Annotated in this window: 15 protein-coding genes; 10 read left to right on the top strand and 5 right to left on the bottom strand. The window is 36.5% G+C overall.

What is annotated here, in order from left to right:
- Window positions 1–49 precede the first annotated feature (49 nt).
- The 5 genes from ABF682_RS02195 (at window position 50) to addA (ending at window position 10822) form a co-directional block, all read left to right on the top strand.
- On the top strand, window positions 50–1015 hold the full coding sequence (locus ABF682_RS02195; RefSeq protein WP_289980864.1) for a ribose-phosphate diphosphokinase: 966 nt from the start codon (window positions 50–52) through the stop codon (window positions 1013–1015).
- A gap of 221 nt (window positions 1016–1236) precedes the next feature.
- A complete protein-coding gene (locus tag ABF682_RS02200) occupies window positions 1237–1890 on the top strand; it encodes a carbonic anhydrase family protein (protein ID WP_415618878.1) in 654 nt (217 codons plus the stop codon).
- 32 nt (window positions 1891–1922) lie between these two features.
- A complete protein-coding gene (locus ABF682_RS02205; protein WP_415618879.1) occupies window positions 1923–3248 on the top strand; it encodes a C1 family peptidase in 1326 nt (441 codons plus the stop codon).
- Between the two features lie 283 nt (window positions 3249–3531).
- On the top strand, window positions 3532–7098 hold the full coding sequence (locus ABF682_RS02210; protein ID WP_415618880.1) for a PD-(D/E)XK nuclease family protein: 3567 nt from the start codon (window positions 3532–3534) through the stop codon (window positions 7096–7098).
- On the top strand, window positions 7085–10822 hold the full coding sequence (gene addA, locus ABF682_RS02215; protein WP_415618881.1) for a helicase-exonuclease AddAB subunit AddA: 3738 nt from the start codon (window positions 7085–7087) through the stop codon (window positions 10820–10822). The genes ABF682_RS02210 and addA overlap by 14 nt, the downstream gene beginning before the upstream one ends.
- Here the strand turns inward: addA and ABF682_RS02220 are convergent.
- Entirely contained in the window at window positions 10817–11641 is an 825-nt protein-coding gene (locus ABF682_RS02220) for an alpha/beta hydrolase (protein WP_415618882.1), read from the bottom strand. The genes addA and ABF682_RS02220 overlap by 6 nt on opposite strands.
- Before the next feature lie 107 nt (window positions 11642–11748).
- Between ABF682_RS02220 and ABF682_RS02225 the strand changes: the two genes are divergently transcribed.
- From ABF682_RS02225 to ABF682_RS02245, 5 genes are all read left to right on the top strand, one after another.
- Window positions 11749–12195, top strand: coding sequence for a helix-turn-helix domain-containing protein (locus tag ABF682_RS02225; RefSeq protein WP_289980875.1), 447 nt, complete (start codon window positions 11749–11751; stop codon window positions 12193–12195).
- A gap of 84 nt (window positions 12196–12279) precedes the next feature.
- Complete coding sequence (locus ABF682_RS02230; RefSeq protein WP_415618883.1) at window positions 12280–13002, top strand: TerC family protein; 723 nt, start codon at window positions 12280–12282, stop codon at window positions 13000–13002.
- 42 nt (window positions 13003–13044) lie between these two features.
- Window positions 13045–13860: a Cof-type HAD-IIB family hydrolase gene (locus tag ABF682_RS02235; RefSeq protein WP_289980879.1), complete on the top strand. Its 816-nt coding sequence runs from the start codon at window positions 13045–13047 to the stop codon at window positions 13858–13860.
- An 18-nt stretch (window positions 13861–13878) separates the two neighbouring features.
- On the top strand, window positions 13879–14193 hold the full coding sequence (locus ABF682_RS02240; RefSeq protein ID WP_289980880.1) for a thioredoxin family protein: 315 nt from the start codon (window positions 13879–13881) through the stop codon (window positions 14191–14193).
- Window positions 14194–14390: 197 nt separating this feature from the next.
- Window positions 14391–14882, top strand: coding sequence for a QueT transporter family protein (locus tag ABF682_RS02245; protein WP_415618884.1), 492 nt, complete (start codon window positions 14391–14393; stop codon window positions 14880–14882).
- Window positions 14883–15051: 169 nt separating this feature from the next.
- Here the strand turns inward: ABF682_RS02245 and ABF682_RS02250 are convergent, their stop codons facing one another.
- The 4 genes from ABF682_RS02250 to ABF682_RS02265 all read right to left on the bottom strand — a co-directional run bounded on the left by ABF682_RS02250 (window position 15052) and on the right by ABF682_RS02265 (window position 20554).
- Window positions 15052–15417: a VOC family protein gene (locus ABF682_RS02250; RefSeq protein WP_289980906.1), complete on the bottom strand. Its 366-nt coding sequence runs from the start codon at window positions 15415–15417 to the stop codon at window positions 15052–15054.
- Between the two features lie 116 nt (window positions 15418–15533).
- Window positions 15534–16850, bottom strand: coding sequence for an MATE family efflux transporter (locus ABF682_RS02255; RefSeq protein ID WP_415618885.1), 1317 nt, complete (start codon window positions 16848–16850; stop codon window positions 15534–15536).
- A 214-nt stretch (window positions 16851–17064) separates the two neighbouring features.
- Window positions 17065–17979, bottom strand: coding sequence for a proline iminopeptidase-family hydrolase (locus ABF682_RS02260; RefSeq protein WP_289980885.1), 915 nt, complete (start codon window positions 17977–17979; stop codon window positions 17065–17067).
- Window positions 17980–18133: 154 nt separating this feature from the next.
- Entirely contained in the window at window positions 18134–20554 is a 2421-nt protein-coding gene (locus ABF682_RS02265) for a Xaa-Pro dipeptidyl-peptidase (protein ID WP_415618886.1), read from the bottom strand.
- Between the last annotated feature and the right edge of the window lie 93 nt (window positions 20555–20647).

Here is a 20647-nt window from a genome sequence, read left to right on the forward strand (position 1 = left end):
TTAGGTAATTTTTATTATAATAAGTCAAAAGAGTAAATTGGAGGCAATCATGGGCGAAAAAAAAGAAAAAGCCACTTTAAAATTATTTGCATTAAATTCTAATCAGAAGCTGGCAGAGAAGATCGCGGCTGAACTAAAGATTCAATTATGTGGAGCATCCGTGAAACACTTTAGTGATGGTGAGATTCAGATAAATATCAATGAAAGCGTTCGTGGTGATGACGTTTTTGTTATTCAGTCGATTTCGGAGCCGGTTAACGAGAATTTTATGGAATTGATGATTATGGTGGACGCACTTCGTCGCTCTAGTGCTGGGACAATTAATGTTGTTTTGCCATATTATGGATATGCTCGTTCAGACCGGAAGGCACGTCCAAGAGAACCAATTACTGCAAAGTTAATTGCCAACTTTATTCAATTGGCGGGGGCTGATCGCGTAATTACAATGGATTTGCATGCAGGACAATTACAGGGATTCTTCAATATCCCGGTTGACCATCTGCTTGCGATTTTTGTGCAGGCGGAATATTTTAGAAGTAAGGGAATTACAAATGACGTTGTCATCGTGGCTCCTGATCATAATGGAGTGAAAGCAGCCCGTAACTTGGCAACTTTGTTAAAGGCACCAATCGCAATTGTTGATAAACGTGATGAGACGCGGGCCTCAAATATGACTGTAATTGGTGATGTAAATGAGCGTCGTTGTATCGTTTTTGATGATTTAATTGATACTGGAGGCAAGCTCTCAGATGCTGCAGTTGCGCTTAAGAATGCGGGGGCGACTGAAGTGTATGCATGTGCCACTCATCCGATTTTATCCGGTTTAGCGGTTGAAGAGTTAAAGAATTCTTATTACAAGGAAATAGTCGTAACGGATACAATCGATGTACCTGCAGAGAAACAATTTGATAAACTCAAAGTCTTGTCAGTTTCCAAAACTTTTGCCAAAGCAATTGATTTGATTTTTAACAACCGATCTGTTGACGCGTTATTTAACAAAAAGCACACTGTCTAGTAATTTTATCAGTAATCTCAGGGTAAAAATGATATGAGTTGGGTCAAAAGGTAACTTTTGATGCGGCTTTTTTTGTGTCTTTGAGGGGGCAACAAAGATTGTTATCTAAATGAAAAGTTTTAAACGAATTTAATTTCTAAGCATATAAATTGAATTCAGCTGTAAAACAGTTAAGATTACTTTCGTATACATACATATATCCGAGAGAAGGAGCGGTCGACATGTTAAATTACGAACAGCAAGAAAAGTGGTCCAAAATTGTTCCAAATTGGCAATCACCAATAAATATTGAGACGGTACACACGATTGAGATTAGTGCGAAAGAAAAGATATTAACGTTTGACAATAAATACCAATTTATTAATATTGTGAACAAAGGGAATAATCTACAATATGATGGTAAGGGGAAGGCAATTATTGAAGGAAGAACTTTTGACTTTAAGCAGCTTCATTTTCATTTTCCTGCGGAACATACAATTGATGAAAAATCACATCCAATGGAGTTACATTTTGTACACCAAAATATAATCGGTCAAATTGCAGTAGTAGCTCTTTTCGTTGAACTAGGGGAATTCAGTGAAGAACTCAATAGTTTTTTTCAAGATTTTCCTGCAATCGAAAGTGAAAAAGAACCCTTTTCTGCAACCTTGGGTTTGGACAGCTTGATTTCAAGCCTTAAATCCGGTGTATACCACTATCTAGGTTCGCTAACCACACCACCTTTGGTTAAAAACGTCGAGTGGTGGGTAATTGAGAAGCCAATTACTGTAAGTGCCCAACAATTGGACAAATTAAAACAGCGATTTAACCATGGAAATGCACGAGAGATACAACCAACTAATGAACGTAGTGTGATTCATTACGTGTTAGTATAGATTATTGGGTTTTTGAAAGTGAGGATAATGTCATGCATGCGACGAATCGAGATATATCAGAAAGTGATTTAGAAGAATTTCAAAAAGAATATGGTAAGTCAAAAATCGAGCGGGTTGTTGCACGAGCAGTACAGAAGAATGGGATAGCAGCAACAAGTGAAGACTATGAAGCACAAAAAAATTTAGTCCGTGTTTTTTCTTTAGAGCTGGAGACTGGGAAGGCTTCCAATCAGAAAAATAGCGGCAGATGCTGGCTGTTTGCGACTCTTAATACAATGAGACAGCAGTATGCAGTTAAATATAAAGTTAAGGATTTTGAATTATCAGAAAATTATAATTCTTTTTATGATCGTTTAGAGAAAGCAAATCATTTCTATGAGAGTGTGATTACAACTGCTTCATTGCCTTTTTCTAATAGGACCGTTAAGAATTTATTTGACTTTCCGGATGATGATGGCGGTCAGTGGGCCAATGCAGCAGCTTTAGTTGAAAAATATGGGGTGGTTCCAAAAGCTGCCATGCCGGAAACATTTAATAGTGAGAAAACTAGTGAGGTTTCGGAAGTACTAGCACGAAAACTTAGAAAAGATGGGGTTTCTTTAAGGAAACTAATTGCTGAAGGTAAGACTGATAAGATACTTGAGACTACAAAAAAAGGTTTTTTGGCAGAAATTTATCGAATACTGGTTTATGCCTTTGGCGAACCACCAGTAAACTTTGATTTTGAATACCGAAATGATGATAAACAATATTTTAATGATCGAAATATAACGCCAAAAGAATTTTTTGAGAAGTACTTTGAGTGGGATTTTGCAGATTATGTTTGCCTTTCAAATGCACCAGATCATAAATTAAATGAATTATATGAGTTGCCGAGTCAAGGTTATATTCATATGGGGCTTCAAGTTACTTTTGCTAACACAATGATTGATTCTTTAAAAACGGCAACAATTGCCCAGCTAAAAGATGGTGAAGCTGTGTGGTTTGGTAGTGATGTTGGTAAGGATAGTAATCGTAAGCTGGGCGTTTTGTCGGCTAAACTATATAAGAAAAGTGAGCTTTTTGATATCGATTTGAATCTTAGTAAGTCTGATAGATTGCGGACAGGTGATGGAACTGTTTCGCATGCGATGGCAATTGTTGGGGTTGATATTGTTGAGGGAACTCCTATCAAATGGAAAGTTGAGAATAGTTGGGGAGATAAGTATGGCGAAAAGGGTTATTTCATAATGAGCGATGATTGGTTTGAGCAGCATGTGTATGAGGTAATCGTAAAGAAACAATACTTAAATGAGAACGACGGCAAAATTTTGAGTAAGCAGGCTATTAAGATGGATCCATGGGACTCGCTAGCATAAAAAACAATTTTGGAACCGAACAAAATTAATTTTTTGTGGCGGTTCTTTTTTGTTTCCACAATATTTGTAATTGATTATTAGTGCTCGAAGCTTTTCAGCTTTCAACACTCTTCTTCTTAACGAGCTTATGAAAGCCAAGCTGCTGCGCCTAACTCCAATTACTAATAGCTAAAAAGCAAGCATATTTGTAATTGATTGTTAGTGCTCGAAGCTTCCCGACTTTCAACACTCTTCTTCTTTTGTGATAAAATGACTGTGACTTAATTAAAGGGGGATAAAACGCATGGGCTTGAGCTTTATCTTAGGAAGTGCAGCAAAAAATCATCAAAGTGAGTTAGTTGAACAAATTGTTAGATTAAAAAAAGAAAAAAGAGTTAAGAACATCTATATTTTAGTTCCCAATCATATTAAGTTTGCCTCGGAGATTGCAATTTTGCAGAAATTACGCGTGGCTTTTGGACGAAAAGGGGAGGTCTTTGCCCAAAGTTCAGTTCAAATTCTCTCATTTTCAAGATTAGCATGGTTTTTTTTGAAAGATAGCGCGATTTATCAGAAGCCAAGGCTTTCTAACGCAGGATTAAACATGTTAGTTTTAAATATTTTAGAGGAGCAAAAGAATAAATTAACTATTTTTAAAGGTGAACAAGCACAATCAGGTTTTGTAAGTGAAGTTGTTGCACAACTTGATGAATTTAGTAAAGGACGGATTAATAGTCAAGACTTGGCTTTTTTGGCTGAACAAACTAATAATCAAAGTGACTTATATGCTAAATTAAAAGATTTACAAATAATCTATCAAGAGTATGAAAAAAAATTAATTGGAAAGTATTTAGATAATAGCCAGCTATTACAGGCATTAACGGAAAAAATAGCTGAAACTAATTTAGAAGATAGTTGCTTTATAGTAACTGGTTTTTCTCAATTCACAGCTAGTGAGAACAAATTAGTTGAGGCAATGATGGAAAAAGCTAAGGAAGTATATATCGATTTGGTACTAGACGAGCGGCAGAAATATGCTAGTCCGAGAAAGGAATCTATTTATTACCGCTCTAACAAATTATATGTAAGCCTTATTGCGTATGCTGCGCAGAATCAGATAATCAGCAATAATATTGTGATTGCTGATGAACGTGTTAAAACACCAATTCTCTTAGATTTGGAAAGATATTGGACAAAGGTAGAGGGACAACACACTGAATTGAAGACGGCAGCGGCTCAAGAAGGGCTGGACATTTTTTCTGCTAACAATCGTTACCTTGAGATTGAAGAAGTTGCGACTCGAATCAGGCATAGTGTAATAAATGAGGGATATCGATATAGTGATTTTATAATATTGACCCGTCATTTAGACTTATACCGCAATATAATTGCTCCGGTTTTTGCACAATACCATCTTCCGTTTTTTATTGATCTCCAAAAAAAGATGACGGATCATCCTTTTGTTGAATTTATAGCTGCATTATTTGCAGTGAAAAAGCATTATTATCGCTATGATGATGTGATGAGACTATTAAAAACAGAACTATTGTTACCGAAAGTAGACGGGAAAAGCCTAACAAGTAAGAAGTATCGAGAATATCTTGATTTGACGGAAAACTTAGTCTTAAAATTTGGTTTTGACGGAAAAAGTTGGCTGCGCGAAGATGATTGGATTTACTATCGCTTTTTTGAAGGAGATACAGGAACTCAGACAGATAAAGAAGTTGAAATCTCTCGAAAAGTAAATATTATTCGTAATTTAATAAAAACAACACTTCCTCCCTTTTTTGAAAAAATGAAAAAGGTAAAAAACGGACGCGAAGCTGCACAAGCTCTCTGTCAGTTTTTAACTGAAACAGGCATCTCTAATGAATTATTGAACTGGCGCGATAAAGCAATTGAACAAGGAAATATTGCAGAAGCAGCTAAACCTGAAGAAACGTGGAATACCTTTTGTGGGCTATTGGATGAATATGTTGAATTATTGGGAGAACATAAATTTGATGAGGACCAATTTGTTGAGATACTACAAACAGGCTTCGAAGGTGCTGAATATAGCCAGGTACCTTCTACTTTAGATCAAATTATTGTTTCTGAGAGCGGGATGGTACAGATGAACGACCGGAAGATTACTTTTTTAATCGGTGCTACAGATGCAGTGATGCCAGACAGAATTAGTAATAGTAACATTATTTCTGATGAGGATCGAACATACTTAAGCCCGGCTTTAACTGAAGAACAGTACCTGAATGATGATACACTAAATCAATTGGCTGCTGAACCATTTCTAAGTTATCTAGCATTTATGAGTTCTTCAGATAAATTATACTTGTCTTATCCACTGGCTGACGATGCCAAAGAAAGTCTGAGAGTGTCTCCTTATGTGACACAAATTGCTAATCATTATGGAATCAAATTAGATTTAAAAACACATGAACCACAAATAACTGATTCAAACAAATATGTTTTAAAACATTATGTGGGAACAAAGAAAACAACAATTAAGAAATTATTGATGGTCCTTAGGCAATCGAAAATGCAGGAACAGCAAGTCCCTGATATTTGGATTGAAATCTATAGTTTCTTGAACGAGGATGGTCAAGAACGGGAATTTATGAATCAAATTTTGGCGAGCTTGAGTTATCAGAATATTCCTGAAAAATTAAAACCTGAGCTTGTTGATTTGTTATATGGAAAAACAATAAACACTTCAATATCTAAGTTAGAAGAGTTTTATGCAAATGAATATGCTTATTTCTTGAAGTATGGATTGAAATTACAAGAAAGAAGTATTTTTGAATTATCTGCAGCCAATACAGGAGAATTCTTTCATTTAGCAATGGATTCATTGGTAAAGATGTTGAAAGCAGAGAATATTCGTTTACCGGAGATAACTGTGGAACAGCTTATGAAGAAAATTAGGATTATCACGGAGCAAATCCGCCAGTTACCTCAATTCCAAATTTTGAATAGTACACAAAGAATGCAGTATCTAGCAAGACAATTGGATGCAACGGTGCTGCAAGTAGCAAGGGCAATGCAGAAACAACAAGAAAGAAGTAACACACAGATTATTCAGACAGAAGTGTTGTTTGGTCATGTGGGGACTGAAAATGGTCTTGCTCCATTGGAATTTAAGTTGGAAAATGAACGCAAGGTTAATGTACGTGGAAAGATTGATCGATTAGATCAGATTCTCGCAGATAATACGAACTATGTTGGAATTGTAGATTACAAGTCAAGTTCGCATATTTTTGATTTTCGAGATGCCTATTATGGATTGGCATTGCAAATGCTGACGTATTTAGATGCATTGATGCTTAATTTTGGTAAAATTACAAATAATGAACAAACCAAACCAGCAGGGGCGCTATATATGCACCTGTATAATCCAAAGTTAAAAGCAAAGGATGTTTTGAAACAATCTAAGGAAAAGGTGTGGCTTAAAGCTAATAAATATGATGGCTTAATTATTTCAGATGAGAATTTGCTACAAGCAATGGATGAGAAACTAGCTGAGGAGAGCAATGGTTATTCAAATGTTTATCCTTTTAGAAAGAACAAGGATGGTAGTTTTAAAGCTAGCGGGCGGCATCAACTAGTAACATTAGCAGAATTAGAGCTGTTATTACGGCATAATGAGGATTTGATTAAGGAAGCAGCAAACAAAATTTTGAGTGGTGAATTATCGTTGAATCCTGTTCAATGGCCTGATAAGCGCACGGCATTGCAATTTTCACCATATAAGTCAATCTTTCAATTTGACGCAATGCTGCCAGAAAATAATTATCGGAAACTGCCGAAGATAACTCCAGAAGAAATAATCAAAATGTTGACGGAAAGTGCAGGTGAAATTAATGGCAAAATTTGAATTTACTCGTTCTCAAAAAGAGGCAATTGAGAGTAGCGGACAGAACATCTTAGTTGCAGCTTCAGCAGGTTCTGGTAAGACACGTGTATTGGTGGAACGTGTTATTTCACATTTAAAGCAAAAAGTTGGGATTGACACAATGCTGATAGTAACCTTTACAGAGGCTGCTGCAAAAGAGATGAAGGAACGAATTCAAAAAGCACTCCAGCTTGAGATAAATAGTGCCAAAGGCAGTGAGCAACAATGGTATATCCAACAATTAAACCGTTTGAATATTGCCAATATCAGCACCCTGCATGCATTTTGCTTGCGATTAATAGAAAAGTATTATTATTTGATTGATCTAGATCCTGTTTTTAGAATGCTGACAGATGAAACAGAAAGAACACTGTTGCGTGATGATGTTTGGAATGATTTACGTGAAGAATACTATCTGCATTCTGACGAACTTTTTGAGAAATTGACACAAAACTTTTCTGATGATCGTAGTGATGATGGATTGGCAAGTCTAGTTTTTAAGGTTTTTGATTTTGCTAATGCCAACTCAAACTTTGATGAATGGCTCGGTATGATGGGGCAGAGCTATGCAGTTGATGCGGATAACTTGGTAGCGAGCCGAATCTTTACGAGACAGCTTAAACCGATAATATTAGAAAATTTGGCTCAAGCTGAGCGTAATCTGACTCGGGCTCTAGAAATAGCAGAAAATCAAGGCTTTGTAAAATGGGAAGATCGTCTTAAAAAAGAGCTGGAAACTATTTCTGAACTTAAATCCAGTGTTGAAGTAGATAGGTGGAATGAAATCCAAGCAAGAGTAATGAATTTTACCTTAGGAACAGCTCCACGGATGACGAAGTTAGATGATATTCAAAAAGAGGCCAAAGATGAGATTCTTGGGTTACGGATAGATGTGAAAAAAAGAGTAGCCAAACTAGCTGAAGATTACTTCTTATTCAATGAACAGCAACAATTTGAATTGATGAAAGCTAGCGAACAGTTAGTTTTGAAATTAATAGAAGTTGTCCAAAATTTTGCACTCAAGTTTGCGCAAGCTAAGCGACAGCGGCATGTATTAGATTTTAGCGATCTTGAACATTTTGCACTCGCAATATTATCAGGAAATACTGGAGACAAAAGAAAAGTTCGTAAGAAGTTACAAGAGAAGTTCAGTGAAATCATGATTGATGAGTACCAAGATACAAATCAATTACAAGAAACACTAATAGGATACTTAGCTAAGAATTCCCCGGGAAATATGTTTATGGTTGGGGATGTCAAGCAGTCAATTTATGGCTTTAGACTGGCCGACCCAACAATGTTTTTAGAGAAATATCAACGATATTCGCAAAGTAAAGAGCATAATGATAGTAGTGGTAAGAGAGTGATTCTGGCAGAAAATTTTCGCTCTGTTAAGAATGTCACATCTTTTATAAACTTAATCTTTAAACAACTAATGGATAATCGTGTTGGTGAGTTAGATTATGATGAAGATGCACAATTAAAATTTGGAGCAGCATATTATCCTGATTTGTCACCAACCACCGAGGTTTTAATCTATGAGTCAGAAAAGAGCAAAGATAGTACCAATAGTTTAGCTGATGAAGATGTAGCGAATGATTTCATTCCTGATAGTGCAGCGCAGGGCCAAATTTTGGCAGCAATCGACAAGATTAAAGAATTAGTTGCACAAAAGAAAACAATTTATGACCGTACGAAAGGTGAGATTCGCGAAGTAGCCTATGGAGATATTGTTTTGTTAGTTCCAACACGGAATAATAATCTATTAATTATGGATGAGTTTCAAAAGGCTGAAATACCTGTTTTTCTAAATGATGCACAGAACTACTTTCAGACAACTGAGATACAGATAATGCTGTCCTTTTTGAAAATAATAGATAATCCATTGCAAGATATTCCACTAGTCAGTGTTCTTAGATCGCCAATTGTCGGCTTGAAAGAAAATGCTTTAGCCTATCTAAGGATTAATCAACGAACTGGTGATTATTACCAGGCGCTGCAAAATTTCTGTGAAAATTTCAATGATACTGCAGAAAGTACTTTTGGCAGAGAAATCTATGTCAAAATTGATAGGTTCATGAATCTTTTGAATGAGTTAAGAAATACTGCACGAAAGAATGAACTAGCAGCACTGATCTGGCAGATTTACGAAGAGACTGGTTTCTTGGATTATGTCGGTGGAATGCCTGGTGGGATGCAAAGGCAAGCCAACTTGCATGCGTTGTATGAGCGAGCAAGTGCATACGAGAAGACAAGTTTTAAAGGACTTTTTCAATTTGTCAGGTTTATTGATAGGATGCAGAAACAAAATCATGATTTGGCTGAAGCCACTGCAAAAAAGACTGACGATGCAATCCAAGTCATGACGATTCATGGCAGTAAGGGCCTAGAATTCCCGGTCGTTTTCTTAATGGATGCAAATCATCAGTTCAATGAACAAAATCTACGAGAAGATTACGTATTAGATGTTCATGATGGGATTGGAATAACATATCTTGATGATGAACGAGTGAAGAAAGATACGTTGCCGAAGATGGTAATCAAAGATCTCGCAAAGAAAAAGCTTGCGGCTGAACAGATGAGATTGCTGTATGTTGCACTGACACGTGCGGAACAATTACTATACATTGTTGGAACATATTCGAATAAGAAAACAGCAGTTTCAATTTGGAAGCAAGCGGTACAAGATCATCAGCTGGTACTCAGTCCAACTATTAGACAACAAGGTAAGAACTTTATGGATTGGATAGGGATGTGTCTGATAAGAACAAAATACTGTGGAGAGACATTTGCAGTTTCGAGTACTGCACCAAAGGAAATCCAAGAATCTACTGCAAATTTTGCAGTGGAATTCTATAATAGTTCTAAACTTCAGTTGGAAAGTGATCAGCAGGATGATCCAGTCAACCTCTTAGTGAAAGAAAATAAAGGCTCGACGAATTCTAACAAAGCTGAGATTAGTAAACTGTTGAATTTTGAATATCCAGATGTGGACTTGACAATGACAACTGCTTATCAGGCAGTTTCAGAGGTAAAGCGTGTGTTTGCTGATCCCGCAGAAACAGAATTACCATTTTTAAAAGAGTGGGGAGCAAACACTTTTAAGAGGAAAGCTAATCGAATAGTAAATAAAGAATTTAAACTACCCACTTTTTTTAATAATGAAAACAAGGTTTCAGCTGCCCAGATAGGGACAGCAACCCATTTAGTGCTACAAAAGATAGAATTGGAAAAACCAGTTACAACACAAGCAATTGAGCAAACGATTGCTAACTTGTTGGAAAGCGGCTTGTTGGAAAGCGACATTGCAGAAAGAATTGAAATACAGTCAATTGGTAATTTCTTTACAAGCAACATGGGAAAACTTTTACTGAAAGAGCCGCAATTGGTAAAACGAGAAGTTCCGTTTTCAATGTTAATGCCGGTTAATGAACTGTTTCCAGATGTTAAGACAAGGATTGCCGCTGATATACTTATTCACGGTATTATTGATGCGTATATCAAAACTGATAAAGAAGTTATTTTACTGGATTATAAAACAGATTATATTGGACCAGGAGCTATACAAAAAAAGAAAGAGCTGATTAGTCGTTATAAGGGGCAGTTGAATCTGTATGCGGTTGCTTTAGAAAATGAATTAGGGCAAAAGGTAACTCACAAATATCTTTATTTACTAAGCATAAATGAGTTAGTCGAGGTTCTATGAATTCTCGAATTGGGATGACATCCAACTAATTGCAAGATCAACCCAGGTTGCGACACGAGAGTTAATATCCGAACCCCCTTTTTCTGGACGTGCGGTCAGGGTGTTAGCCAGTACAGTTCCATGAATACCCGATGAAAAGATATGTGATTCAAAGGGAACTTTATTTTTAGCTAGTTGGGTAATATAACCCAACGTGTTACTAAGAGGTACAGCAGTATCTGTATAAGAATGCCAGATAAATGTTGGCGGCGTTTTTGCATTAACTAATTTTTGTGTATTTATCAATTCAGGGATTGCGGTGATGTGATTAATTTTGGTTGATTTATTTGTAAAGAAAGTCGTTAAATCAGTTAAGGGATATGCTAGAATTTGAGCATTGGGTCTGATGCTTTCACTTGTTAAATTTAATTCACTTGTTAATTTAACCGTTGCCCACGTTCCGGACAATGCAGAAACAATATGTCCTCCGGCGGAAAAGCCCAATGTAGTAAGCGCATCAGGATTTTGATTGAACTTCTTTGCATTAGTTCTGATAAAGGCAATAGTTGAGGCGAGTTCATATAAAGGAATCGGGTAAAGTGGTTCAGTGTCAGTGGAAAGTAAAGAATAATTCAATGAATAGACGTTGAAACCATGAGCATGAAAGGCAAGTGCCGCTAGAGTATTCTCCCTTTGTGAAAGGTGCTTGAAACTGCCCCCCGCACAAATTATAATTCCGGGAAACATCGTCTTTTTTGGAGTCGTTATGGGTAAAACGTATGCAGTTGCAGTTACAAAATTTTCATTAGGCAAAGGAATTGTAAGTTCAGTGATTGACATTGCGAACACCTGACTTTCATGGAGAATAAGAATTTCTCATTTATTTTAGCATAGCAATTCTTTTAAGTATAACAGTTGAATTTATAAATATTAGGAGGGAAAATTATATGTTTCCAGAACAATTAAAAGCGTTACGCAGGGGAAGCGGGTTAACGCTTTCACAATTGGCAAGACAGTTAAATGAAATGAATATAGATGATGAATTAAAGACACATCCCAATTCTGGACCGCAGATTGGGAGCTGGGAACGCGGTATTAATACACCTTCCTATTCTGAAGTTATGAAATTGGCGATTTTTTTTGGAGTATCACTAGACTTCATAGTGGGGAGAGTCAATCAGCAAATTGATATTGAAAAGATGTTTACTTTAAATAATGATTTAGTCTTTGATGGAAAGCAATTATCAGGTAGAGATCGTGCCGAAAGCTATAGCATTTTAAAAGCATATTTTATCGGTAAGAGTTTAACAACTCTGCATGGTTCCGATAATAAAGAGAGCAAGAGTTACAAGGAGATTACACTTAGTTTTAGTGATAGAAAATCGACCGATTAGTGCCTTGAATGGCAGTTTAATTATAAATTATAATATGTTAAAATGAAGTTAAATTAATAAAATCAGCTGCAGGAGGGCTCTTTGTTGGATATTATTTCTAAATTATATGGTCCATTTTTTAATATTGAGAATTGGAAATTGGTAATTGAATCTGGAAGTGACTGGCTTGTGATTCTATCGCTTGCTTTGATTGAGTGTCTGCTTTCGGTAGATAACGCAATCGTGCTTGCTGCGCAGACGAAGGTCTTGCCTACAAAAAAAGAACAAGAGAAATCCCTGTTTTATGGTCTTTGGGGTGCATATGTGTTCCGTTTTCTGATTATTGGGATAGGGACATACCTGATAAATTTTTGGGAAATCAAGGTAGTCGGTGCGGGGTATTTGCTTTATCTAGCACTAGCACATTTTTATCACATGTACCATCCTATTACCAAGAGGAAAAGGGCAAAAGGCAAGCGGCTATTACCATTATTCTGGTCCGTTGTAATCTCCATTGAATTGATGGATATTGTATTTTCAATTGATTCTGTATTAGCATCACTAGCAATTTCTTCAAACCCAGTAATTATATTGCTAGGTGGGATGATTGGTATTTTGTGTATGCGTGGAATTGCCGAAATAATTATCAAACTTATGGAAATCATACCTGAACTTGAGGTAATGGCGTATGCCTTAATCGGATTAATTGCAGTAAAGCTGTTTGTTTCGATTCCCATGATAGACATTGAAATTCCAGCCCCATTATTTGCAGGGGTTGTTTTGTTAGCAATTTTTATCACACTTATTATAAATCGTGTGAGAAGATAAGTAAAAGCGGATTTTAAAATTCAAAGGATTGGTGATTAAAAAATGTATAAGTTAATTGCATGTGATTTAGATGAAACACTTTTGAACGATCAGAAAAAAATCTCGCCAGAAAATGTTCGAGCAATTAAGAAAGCGGTTGCGCAGGGAGCTTTTTTTGTCCCCAATACTGGACGTAATTTTTTGACAGTCCAAGATAATTTACGTGAGCTAGGACTGTATCAACAAGAAAATTCTTATGTGATTTCGTTTAATGGTGGAGCAATTGTTGAGAATCAAGGAAATCAAATTTTAACAACCAATCTTTTGTCATTTAAAGTCATAAGACAACTTTTTGAGTTAGGTGTGAAAAATAATTACTGTATTCATGTGTACTCACTGGATAAACTTTATATTTGGAATATCAATTCCAAAGAAATTAATTATATTTCTGGAAGAGTTGCTCATTGGGAGGAACTGAAAGAAGACAACATTGATGCATTGGCAGGAACCGAATTGGTAAAGATAATCTTTAATGTACCAACCAAAGCAGAGCGTGAGAAAATAGAAGGGGAGGTTCTAAGGAACATTGATGATTCATTGAATATTACTTTTTCATCAGATCGCTATATTGAATTTAATTCTGCAAAAGCTGATAAGGGTCAAGGACTTATTAAACTGGGTAAGATGTTAAATATTGAGGAAGACGAAATCATTGCAATTGGAGATAGTGGCAATGACTTAGCCATGATAAAAACCGCGGGTCTGGGGGTTGCTGTTGCAAATGCACATGAATTGATAAAGGAAAATGCTAATTTTATTACTTCTAATGATAATAACAACAGTGCAGTTGCAGAAGTCATTGAGAAATTCATTCTATGACAACTGAGGGAGTGTAATATGGTGACGGAAATAGTAAGTAAGTCGGATATTCCTAAGGGCTTAGCACTTATTGCTTTTCATGCAGATTGGTGTGGACCATGTCAGATGTTTACACCCGTTTTTGAAGAATTGGAGAAAAGTTTTGGTAACAAGCTTTTCTTTGGGAGAGTAGATGTTCAAGAAAATCAAAAAATTGCACAGCAGTTTGATGTGCTGAGTATTCCTTGTACACTCTTATTTGAGAATGGTGTTCCAAAAGAAAAAATTAAGGGTTACAAGCCCTATGGACAGTTCGAAAAGTATCTTAAAAAGAAGTTAGGCGGAGAATTTTAACTTGTGAAGTATGTTTATCCGCAATCGATAGCGGATTGGATTAAAAGCTAAACTTTATACTGATTTCTACTTATCTTTAGTTTAATTTGCAAATTTTCTTTTTTGTGTCCATACTGACTTTTGTTATAATTACAAGTATCATAACGGTGGTTCGCGAAAATCCCACCGGAATAAAAAACTAGAAAGAGGTATCATAGATGCAAAGTTCACACGAAAAGACAGTGGGAATTATTAAGGCTGGGCTAGTTGCTGCAATGTATGTTGTTTTGACTTTGACAGCTTCGGGATTGGCATATGGGCCTATTCAGTTCAGACTTTCAGAGACCCTAAATAATCTTGCTATTTTTAATAAACGCTATATCTGGGCAATCACAATTGGTTGTGTAATCGCCAATTTATGGTCTAATCTTGGGATTACAGATGTTATTTTTGGATCACTAGGCTCACTTATGATGACGTCAATCAGTTATTGGCTTAGTAAATATGCGAAGACGACAACAGGAAAGTTAGCCGTCAGCGTAGTTGTATGTACGGTTTCAATGTGGAGTGTCGCACTGGAACTATATTTGATTAGCCATATCCCCTTTTGGGAAACATATTTGACGGTTGCGGCTGGAGAGTTAGCTGTATCTGTTTTAGGTGCTGTTATTATTAAGTTAGTTAGTTCAAGAGTAGACTTTAAGAAATAAACGATAGTGTTTGAAGTATTAAGCGAATTTAAAACGCTGAGATAGTAGAACATGACAAAAGATTTTTGCTTATATTTGAATAACTAGCGAGGCTTGGCCAAAAGTTATATTTTAGCCAAGCCTCGCTAGTTATTTCTTAATAAACGTGTTTCATAAGTTAAAATTCTAGTTAGTGTTGATAGACGGCAATTTCAATAATATTATCATCATAGTCTTTGATTCTAATAGCAGTCATTTTTCCAGAAGCTCCAACCTTCTCGCTTGGTTCATTGAGGACAGGAACATAGTAGCTGGCCAAGTGATTCAATACGTCTTCCATAGGTGTGCTTGCTACGATACAGAAACTAACACGTTGGCTGCTGCTGGTTGCAGAAGGCACTAACTGTAATTCTAGTAGCTGGTGGCCACAATGCATAACTGCTTTTTCAGCATTCTCAGAGATGATAGGCATGTCAAAAACCTCGTGATAGAAGCGTACGGCACGTGAGATATTGGAAACGTTCAAAACAAGATAATCAATTCTTTTGATATTCATACGAGTTGCTAAACGAAGGAACCTAGTACCTAATGCATTGCTAGATGAATCGACGTCTTGAGCAACTTCACTTCCTTTCTATGTTATTAAATAGCATTCCTCACAGATAGATTATATCATGCAAAATTCTGCGTAAGGATGTTTCGCAGAAAAAGAGTACCAAAAAGGGCAACAATCAGTTCGGTAAAAGGAACACTTAGCCAAACCCCTGTTATGCCAAATAGGTAACCAAAGATGATAATAGTGGGTAGTAAAATCAGATAACCGCGAAGCAGCGATATGAAAAATGATAGGCGCGGTTGATTGATAGAAACAGAAAAAAGCATGATATTTATATTGATTCCTGAAAAAAAGAGACTTAGAAAATAAAGAGGAATACCATAACTAGCATATGTTACCAATAAGTTGTTATGTTCGTTATTAAAAATATTAATGACAGGATATTTAAAAATAATTAAAAATAAATAACCAACTAAAGCAATTACAGAGCAGGTGATCAGACTAGCATAGAGTATCTTGTGTACATGTTCCCAGTTGTTTTTGCCATACTCACGAGCAACGAGCGGCTGCATTCCGAATGAGACACCGTTGAAGAAAGCCAGAACAATGATACCAATATTAGCAATTACTCCATAAGCTGCAATTTCATAATTACCGCCCAATCTTAGTAGAACGATGTTAAAAACGAAGATACTAATGCCTGTACTTAGTTCTGTTAGTAAGGAGGGAAATCCAAGCCTGATGACAGATTTTATTAGAACAAAATTTGGCATTCTCAATTTTAATCTAAGGTTTCTTGCAGGAAAAAAGCGATGATTTGTGAGAATTGCAAGACTTGTCAAGGGGGCGATGAGTGTTGCAAATGCAGCACCATTCATCCCCAATCCAAATGTAAAGACTAAAAGGTAATCGGCAATTACCACTACACCAGTTTCAGATAAGGTAGCAATCATTGTTAACTTGGGATTACCATCATTTCTAATAAAATTAACTGAAATATAGTTTGCAATGAAGAGCGGGGCTGAAAGAGAAATGATTCTGAGATAGGGTGCAGCCACAGCAATTGTCTGTGAATTTGCTCCCATCAAATATAAAAGCTGATTGGTGAATAGATTTGCAATAATTACAAAAAAAATTCCAACCAAAATTCCTAGAATGAGCAATTGACCGTACAACGAAATAGTATTATTCAAGTGTCTTTCTTTGTTCATAGAGTAAATCGTTGCGCCGCCAATTCCAAGCAGCAAACCAACAGAACTAAAAAGATTAAAGATGGGGAGAACAATGTTTAAAGAAGCTAGTCCAATTGCACCAGCAGCGAGCGCAATAAATAAAGTATCAACAATCACATATAGTGAAAGCCCTAGAGATGCAAAAATATTTTTAAGCGTATAATTTGCAAATTCTTGAATAATTGTCGTTTTTGATCCCAATGGACAAATCTCCTAACAATGATTATTTCAAATTCAGTAAATCCAGGGGTTAAATGATAAGGTTGTGTTTTTGAAGCTTCCTCTGCTGTGAAGATAATCTTTGTCTGCAAGAAGGTTCAAAGCAAAGTCATATTATAATCATAAAAGGACCTCCTAAGTTAGATTTTTGTCCAACTTGAGGGGGTCACTATCTGTAATGGAACGCACACCTGCTCTATTTTTTCGATTCCGGAAAATGATGGCTTTCAACATCAACAAGAAATTGTTCCAAATGTTTAAAATAGACAGGAGCATTATCAATCATGTGATGATGCCCACCATTGGGAGTTGTTTCCAGTCTAGCATTTGGAATAGTTGCAGCCATTCGCTTAGCTGTTTCAAGCGGCATCGTTTCATGTTCACCATAAGTGATTAGTGTGGGCATCTGTAGTTTATGAATGTCGTTTCTACGATCCCAGCCCTTCATTTTACCTGTGACAACAAATTCATTGTCACCTTGGAAATAATTGTAGACAGGTGTAGCCATTGTATCTGTTAAATGTGAGATTGCTGGTGGCTGCTTACGGTCAACGTATCCCTGGTTTAATTTATCAATTAGAGATTGATAACGCTCGTTAGCATAGTTGTTTTCAGATTCACACTTTTTCATGAAAGCAAGATCGACATCTGAAAATTCTTTTTCGCGAATCTTATTAACATTAGTTACATACTCTTCGATATTATCGGTCATACTAGAAATGATGATTCCCTTTAGATGTTCAGGGTACTTAAGAGCATATTCTTGTGTTAAGATTCCTCCCCATGATTGGCCAATCAGATAAAAGTCTTCTAAGCCAAGCTTTATTCTGACTTCTTCTACTTCATCTATAAAGTAGTCCATATTTAGAAATTTATCGATGTTTTCCTGAATACTAAAGTCTGGTTGATCTGAGTACCAAGAGCCTAATTGATCATACATGGTTACCTGAACACCAAGCTTTGCTAATTTACTAGCGAAATTTTCGTAATACTCGTGGTTACCACCAGGGCCGCCATGAAGGCAAAGTAATTTGATTTTTCCTTTACCTTCTGTATGGGTCCAAAGATGATAACCATTATCTAATGTAAGAATAGTAGTTCCTTGTTTCATTAATATACACCCGATTTCTTTATCAATAATTTAATCATACCACCATGAGCAGAGAGTGTGGCATAGATTGGTAAAATTTGGATACTAACTTGAAATTGCGAACATAACGGTCCTTGCATAAATAAAGCAAACAAATTAAAATTTAACGTCTGGTTCAGCTTTTTTTAGAAAGATGCAAAGCCAATTTGCTTTCCGCTAATTGGATCGAATATGACTGCTCTTCATTCCCACGGACTGTCATTCGCATATCTGTAGCATAAATTACCAATCCCAATTGATGATTTTTTGGAATCTTATAGAATGTTGGCTGCAACTTCAATGAGACTGGATAAAAGGTATTTGGAAGCAATTCATCATTTTTCCATAATGAAGTACGATTTTGAAGATTGATGTGACCAACAGAAATCATCTTCCAAGGTGTTTCTTTATCCATTGTGAATTCTGTCAAGTCGTCTTCGCGCCAATGGTATCCTAAACCAAGTGATTTTCTCGCAAGTGTAGTGGGGATTGGCTTGAGTCTCTTTTTACTTCCATAATCAACAAGCATGAAGCTGAGCAATCCATGGTCTTTATTTGTAGAAACTTTCACAGTAACTTCGGGAGTCCCCCGCAAAAGCAGCTCCTCATCAAAAATTGCTGATTTAAAGATTAGCCGGTTGTTTTTCAATGGTGAATTCTCCACTTGTAAGAGATGCTCTTTCCAGAGTGAATGATTTGAAGAGTATAGGGAAAAGGCTTCTTCATTCAAATAATCTTGAAAGTGAGCTGCACCATCTTGCAATTCGCTATTTTCAGGAACAAGCTCATGTTGTTGCAGTAATAGATTTTGTATAGGCTCGTTTGAGTCCCAATCCTGATAGTTATGCCATGTTTCAGCCTGCAAATTGTCCTGTACAAGTATATCAGGCAGAACTTCAGCTGCCTTGTTAGGCACGTTATATAATTTATATGACAGCCAGAGATTCATCATATCAGTGAAGTCAAGTGAACGGAAGTTATTGATATAAATATGTTGTCCCTGATGCAAGATGAGCTTTCGTGTGACTGGCAGTTCTTTCAGTGAGTTCCATAATTGATAAACATTGCGGGGCTTGACGTTCCAATCGTTTAATCCATGAACCATTACAATGTCAGCTTTAATATTTTTAATGTTTTTCAAGTAATTGCGAGCATCCCAAAATGAATTATAATTTCCCGTTGTTCGATCTTGATCTTCAGTAATCTGTTGTAAATGCTGGTCAAATAAATTTTTAACTGTCAGATAATCACCAGCCTGTTTTTTTCGGCTAAAGCATTCTAGTGCTAGTACATCGGCATCTTCTCCAGGAAATCCGCCGGGAGCCACGACTAAACCACCATCACGATAATAATCATACCAGTTGGAAATTGCAGCTTCAGAGATAATGGTTTTAAGCCCGGCAACTCCTGTTGTTGCGGCAGCAGTCGCAAGTGTTCCTAAATATGATCTACCAGTCATTGCGATGGCATTGTTGCACCACCAAGCCGTAATTTGAACATTATCTGTTTTATTCGTAAAAGCTCGGCGCTGATTATTTAGCCATTCAATAATAGCAACAGTAGAAGTTGTTTCGTCCTCTGAACCGCATGTCCGAACACCATCCGATTCCATGGTACCAATTCCCGCAGCATAAACGGCGGCAAAACCGCGGGCAAGAAAATAATCGTTAAGAGTGTATGAGAATTCTCTGCTAAATGTTTCGGAGGCTTCAGTTGTAGTACCGGCTGTCACTCTTGGATCAGGCAATGATAACTGAGGAGAATGGTAGGCAATATTGTCATAGGTTGTGTTGTTTGGAACTTTGTGAATCAAAGGCACATTCATTGAATGCATGAGCTTGTCCCCGTCTTCATCGTTGGTGCCTTGATTGTAGGGACTGGCAGTATATAATGCTGGGACTCTTAGACCAATGTTGGTTTCAACTGGTCTGATTACTTCTACTTTCAGCAAATCGAGTTTGCCATCTTTATCGGTATCTAATGAGGATTCAACGTAGACGACTTCGCGGATTAGTCTATCCGTGTCAAATACTGGTTGGGCCTTACCGTTGAAGAAAAGTGGTTGAGAAATTTTCCCGTAAAAATTTACGAAGAATCCCTGCGTAGCCAAATTATCAAGCAATAACTGACCATTTTTTGTGTGGGTACACAATAGTTCATACCATGCCGAAAATAATGCGGTGGTGGTAGAAATATTGTCAATATATGGAAGATTGATTTTTTTCATTGCATCTAGTGGATTTGAAAAATCAAAGTCAATAGTTGGGAGAAACTCTAATAATTGTAAAGCAACATTGTAAAATGCAGTTACAGAAAATTTTCCTTGATCAGTATATGTGAGCAAGTTAGTATTTTTATCCGCTAAGAGTGCAGCTAGTTTCTCAGATTGTGAGCTAGCTGTCAGCGCTTGTGGAAATGCTCGGATAATTAACTCACGCCATACTTCTGCAAGATTCTTGCTTGCAAGCATTTCCGGTGTCAAGTAACCAATACCTTCAAGCTCAGCAATTTTTTGTGAATCTGGAGTAGCAATATGAGCAAATTGATTGTTTTTCAAGATCGTACCTCCTGGATTTAATTCCTTGATTGCTTGATTATACAATATAATTGAGCAAAATAAAAAAAGGATCGGATCAAAAAATAATTTTGA

Source organism: Liquorilactobacillus sp. (assembly GCF_047719775.1).
Classification (GTDB): Bacteria; Bacillota; Bacilli; order Lactobacillales; family Lactobacillaceae; genus Liquorilactobacillus.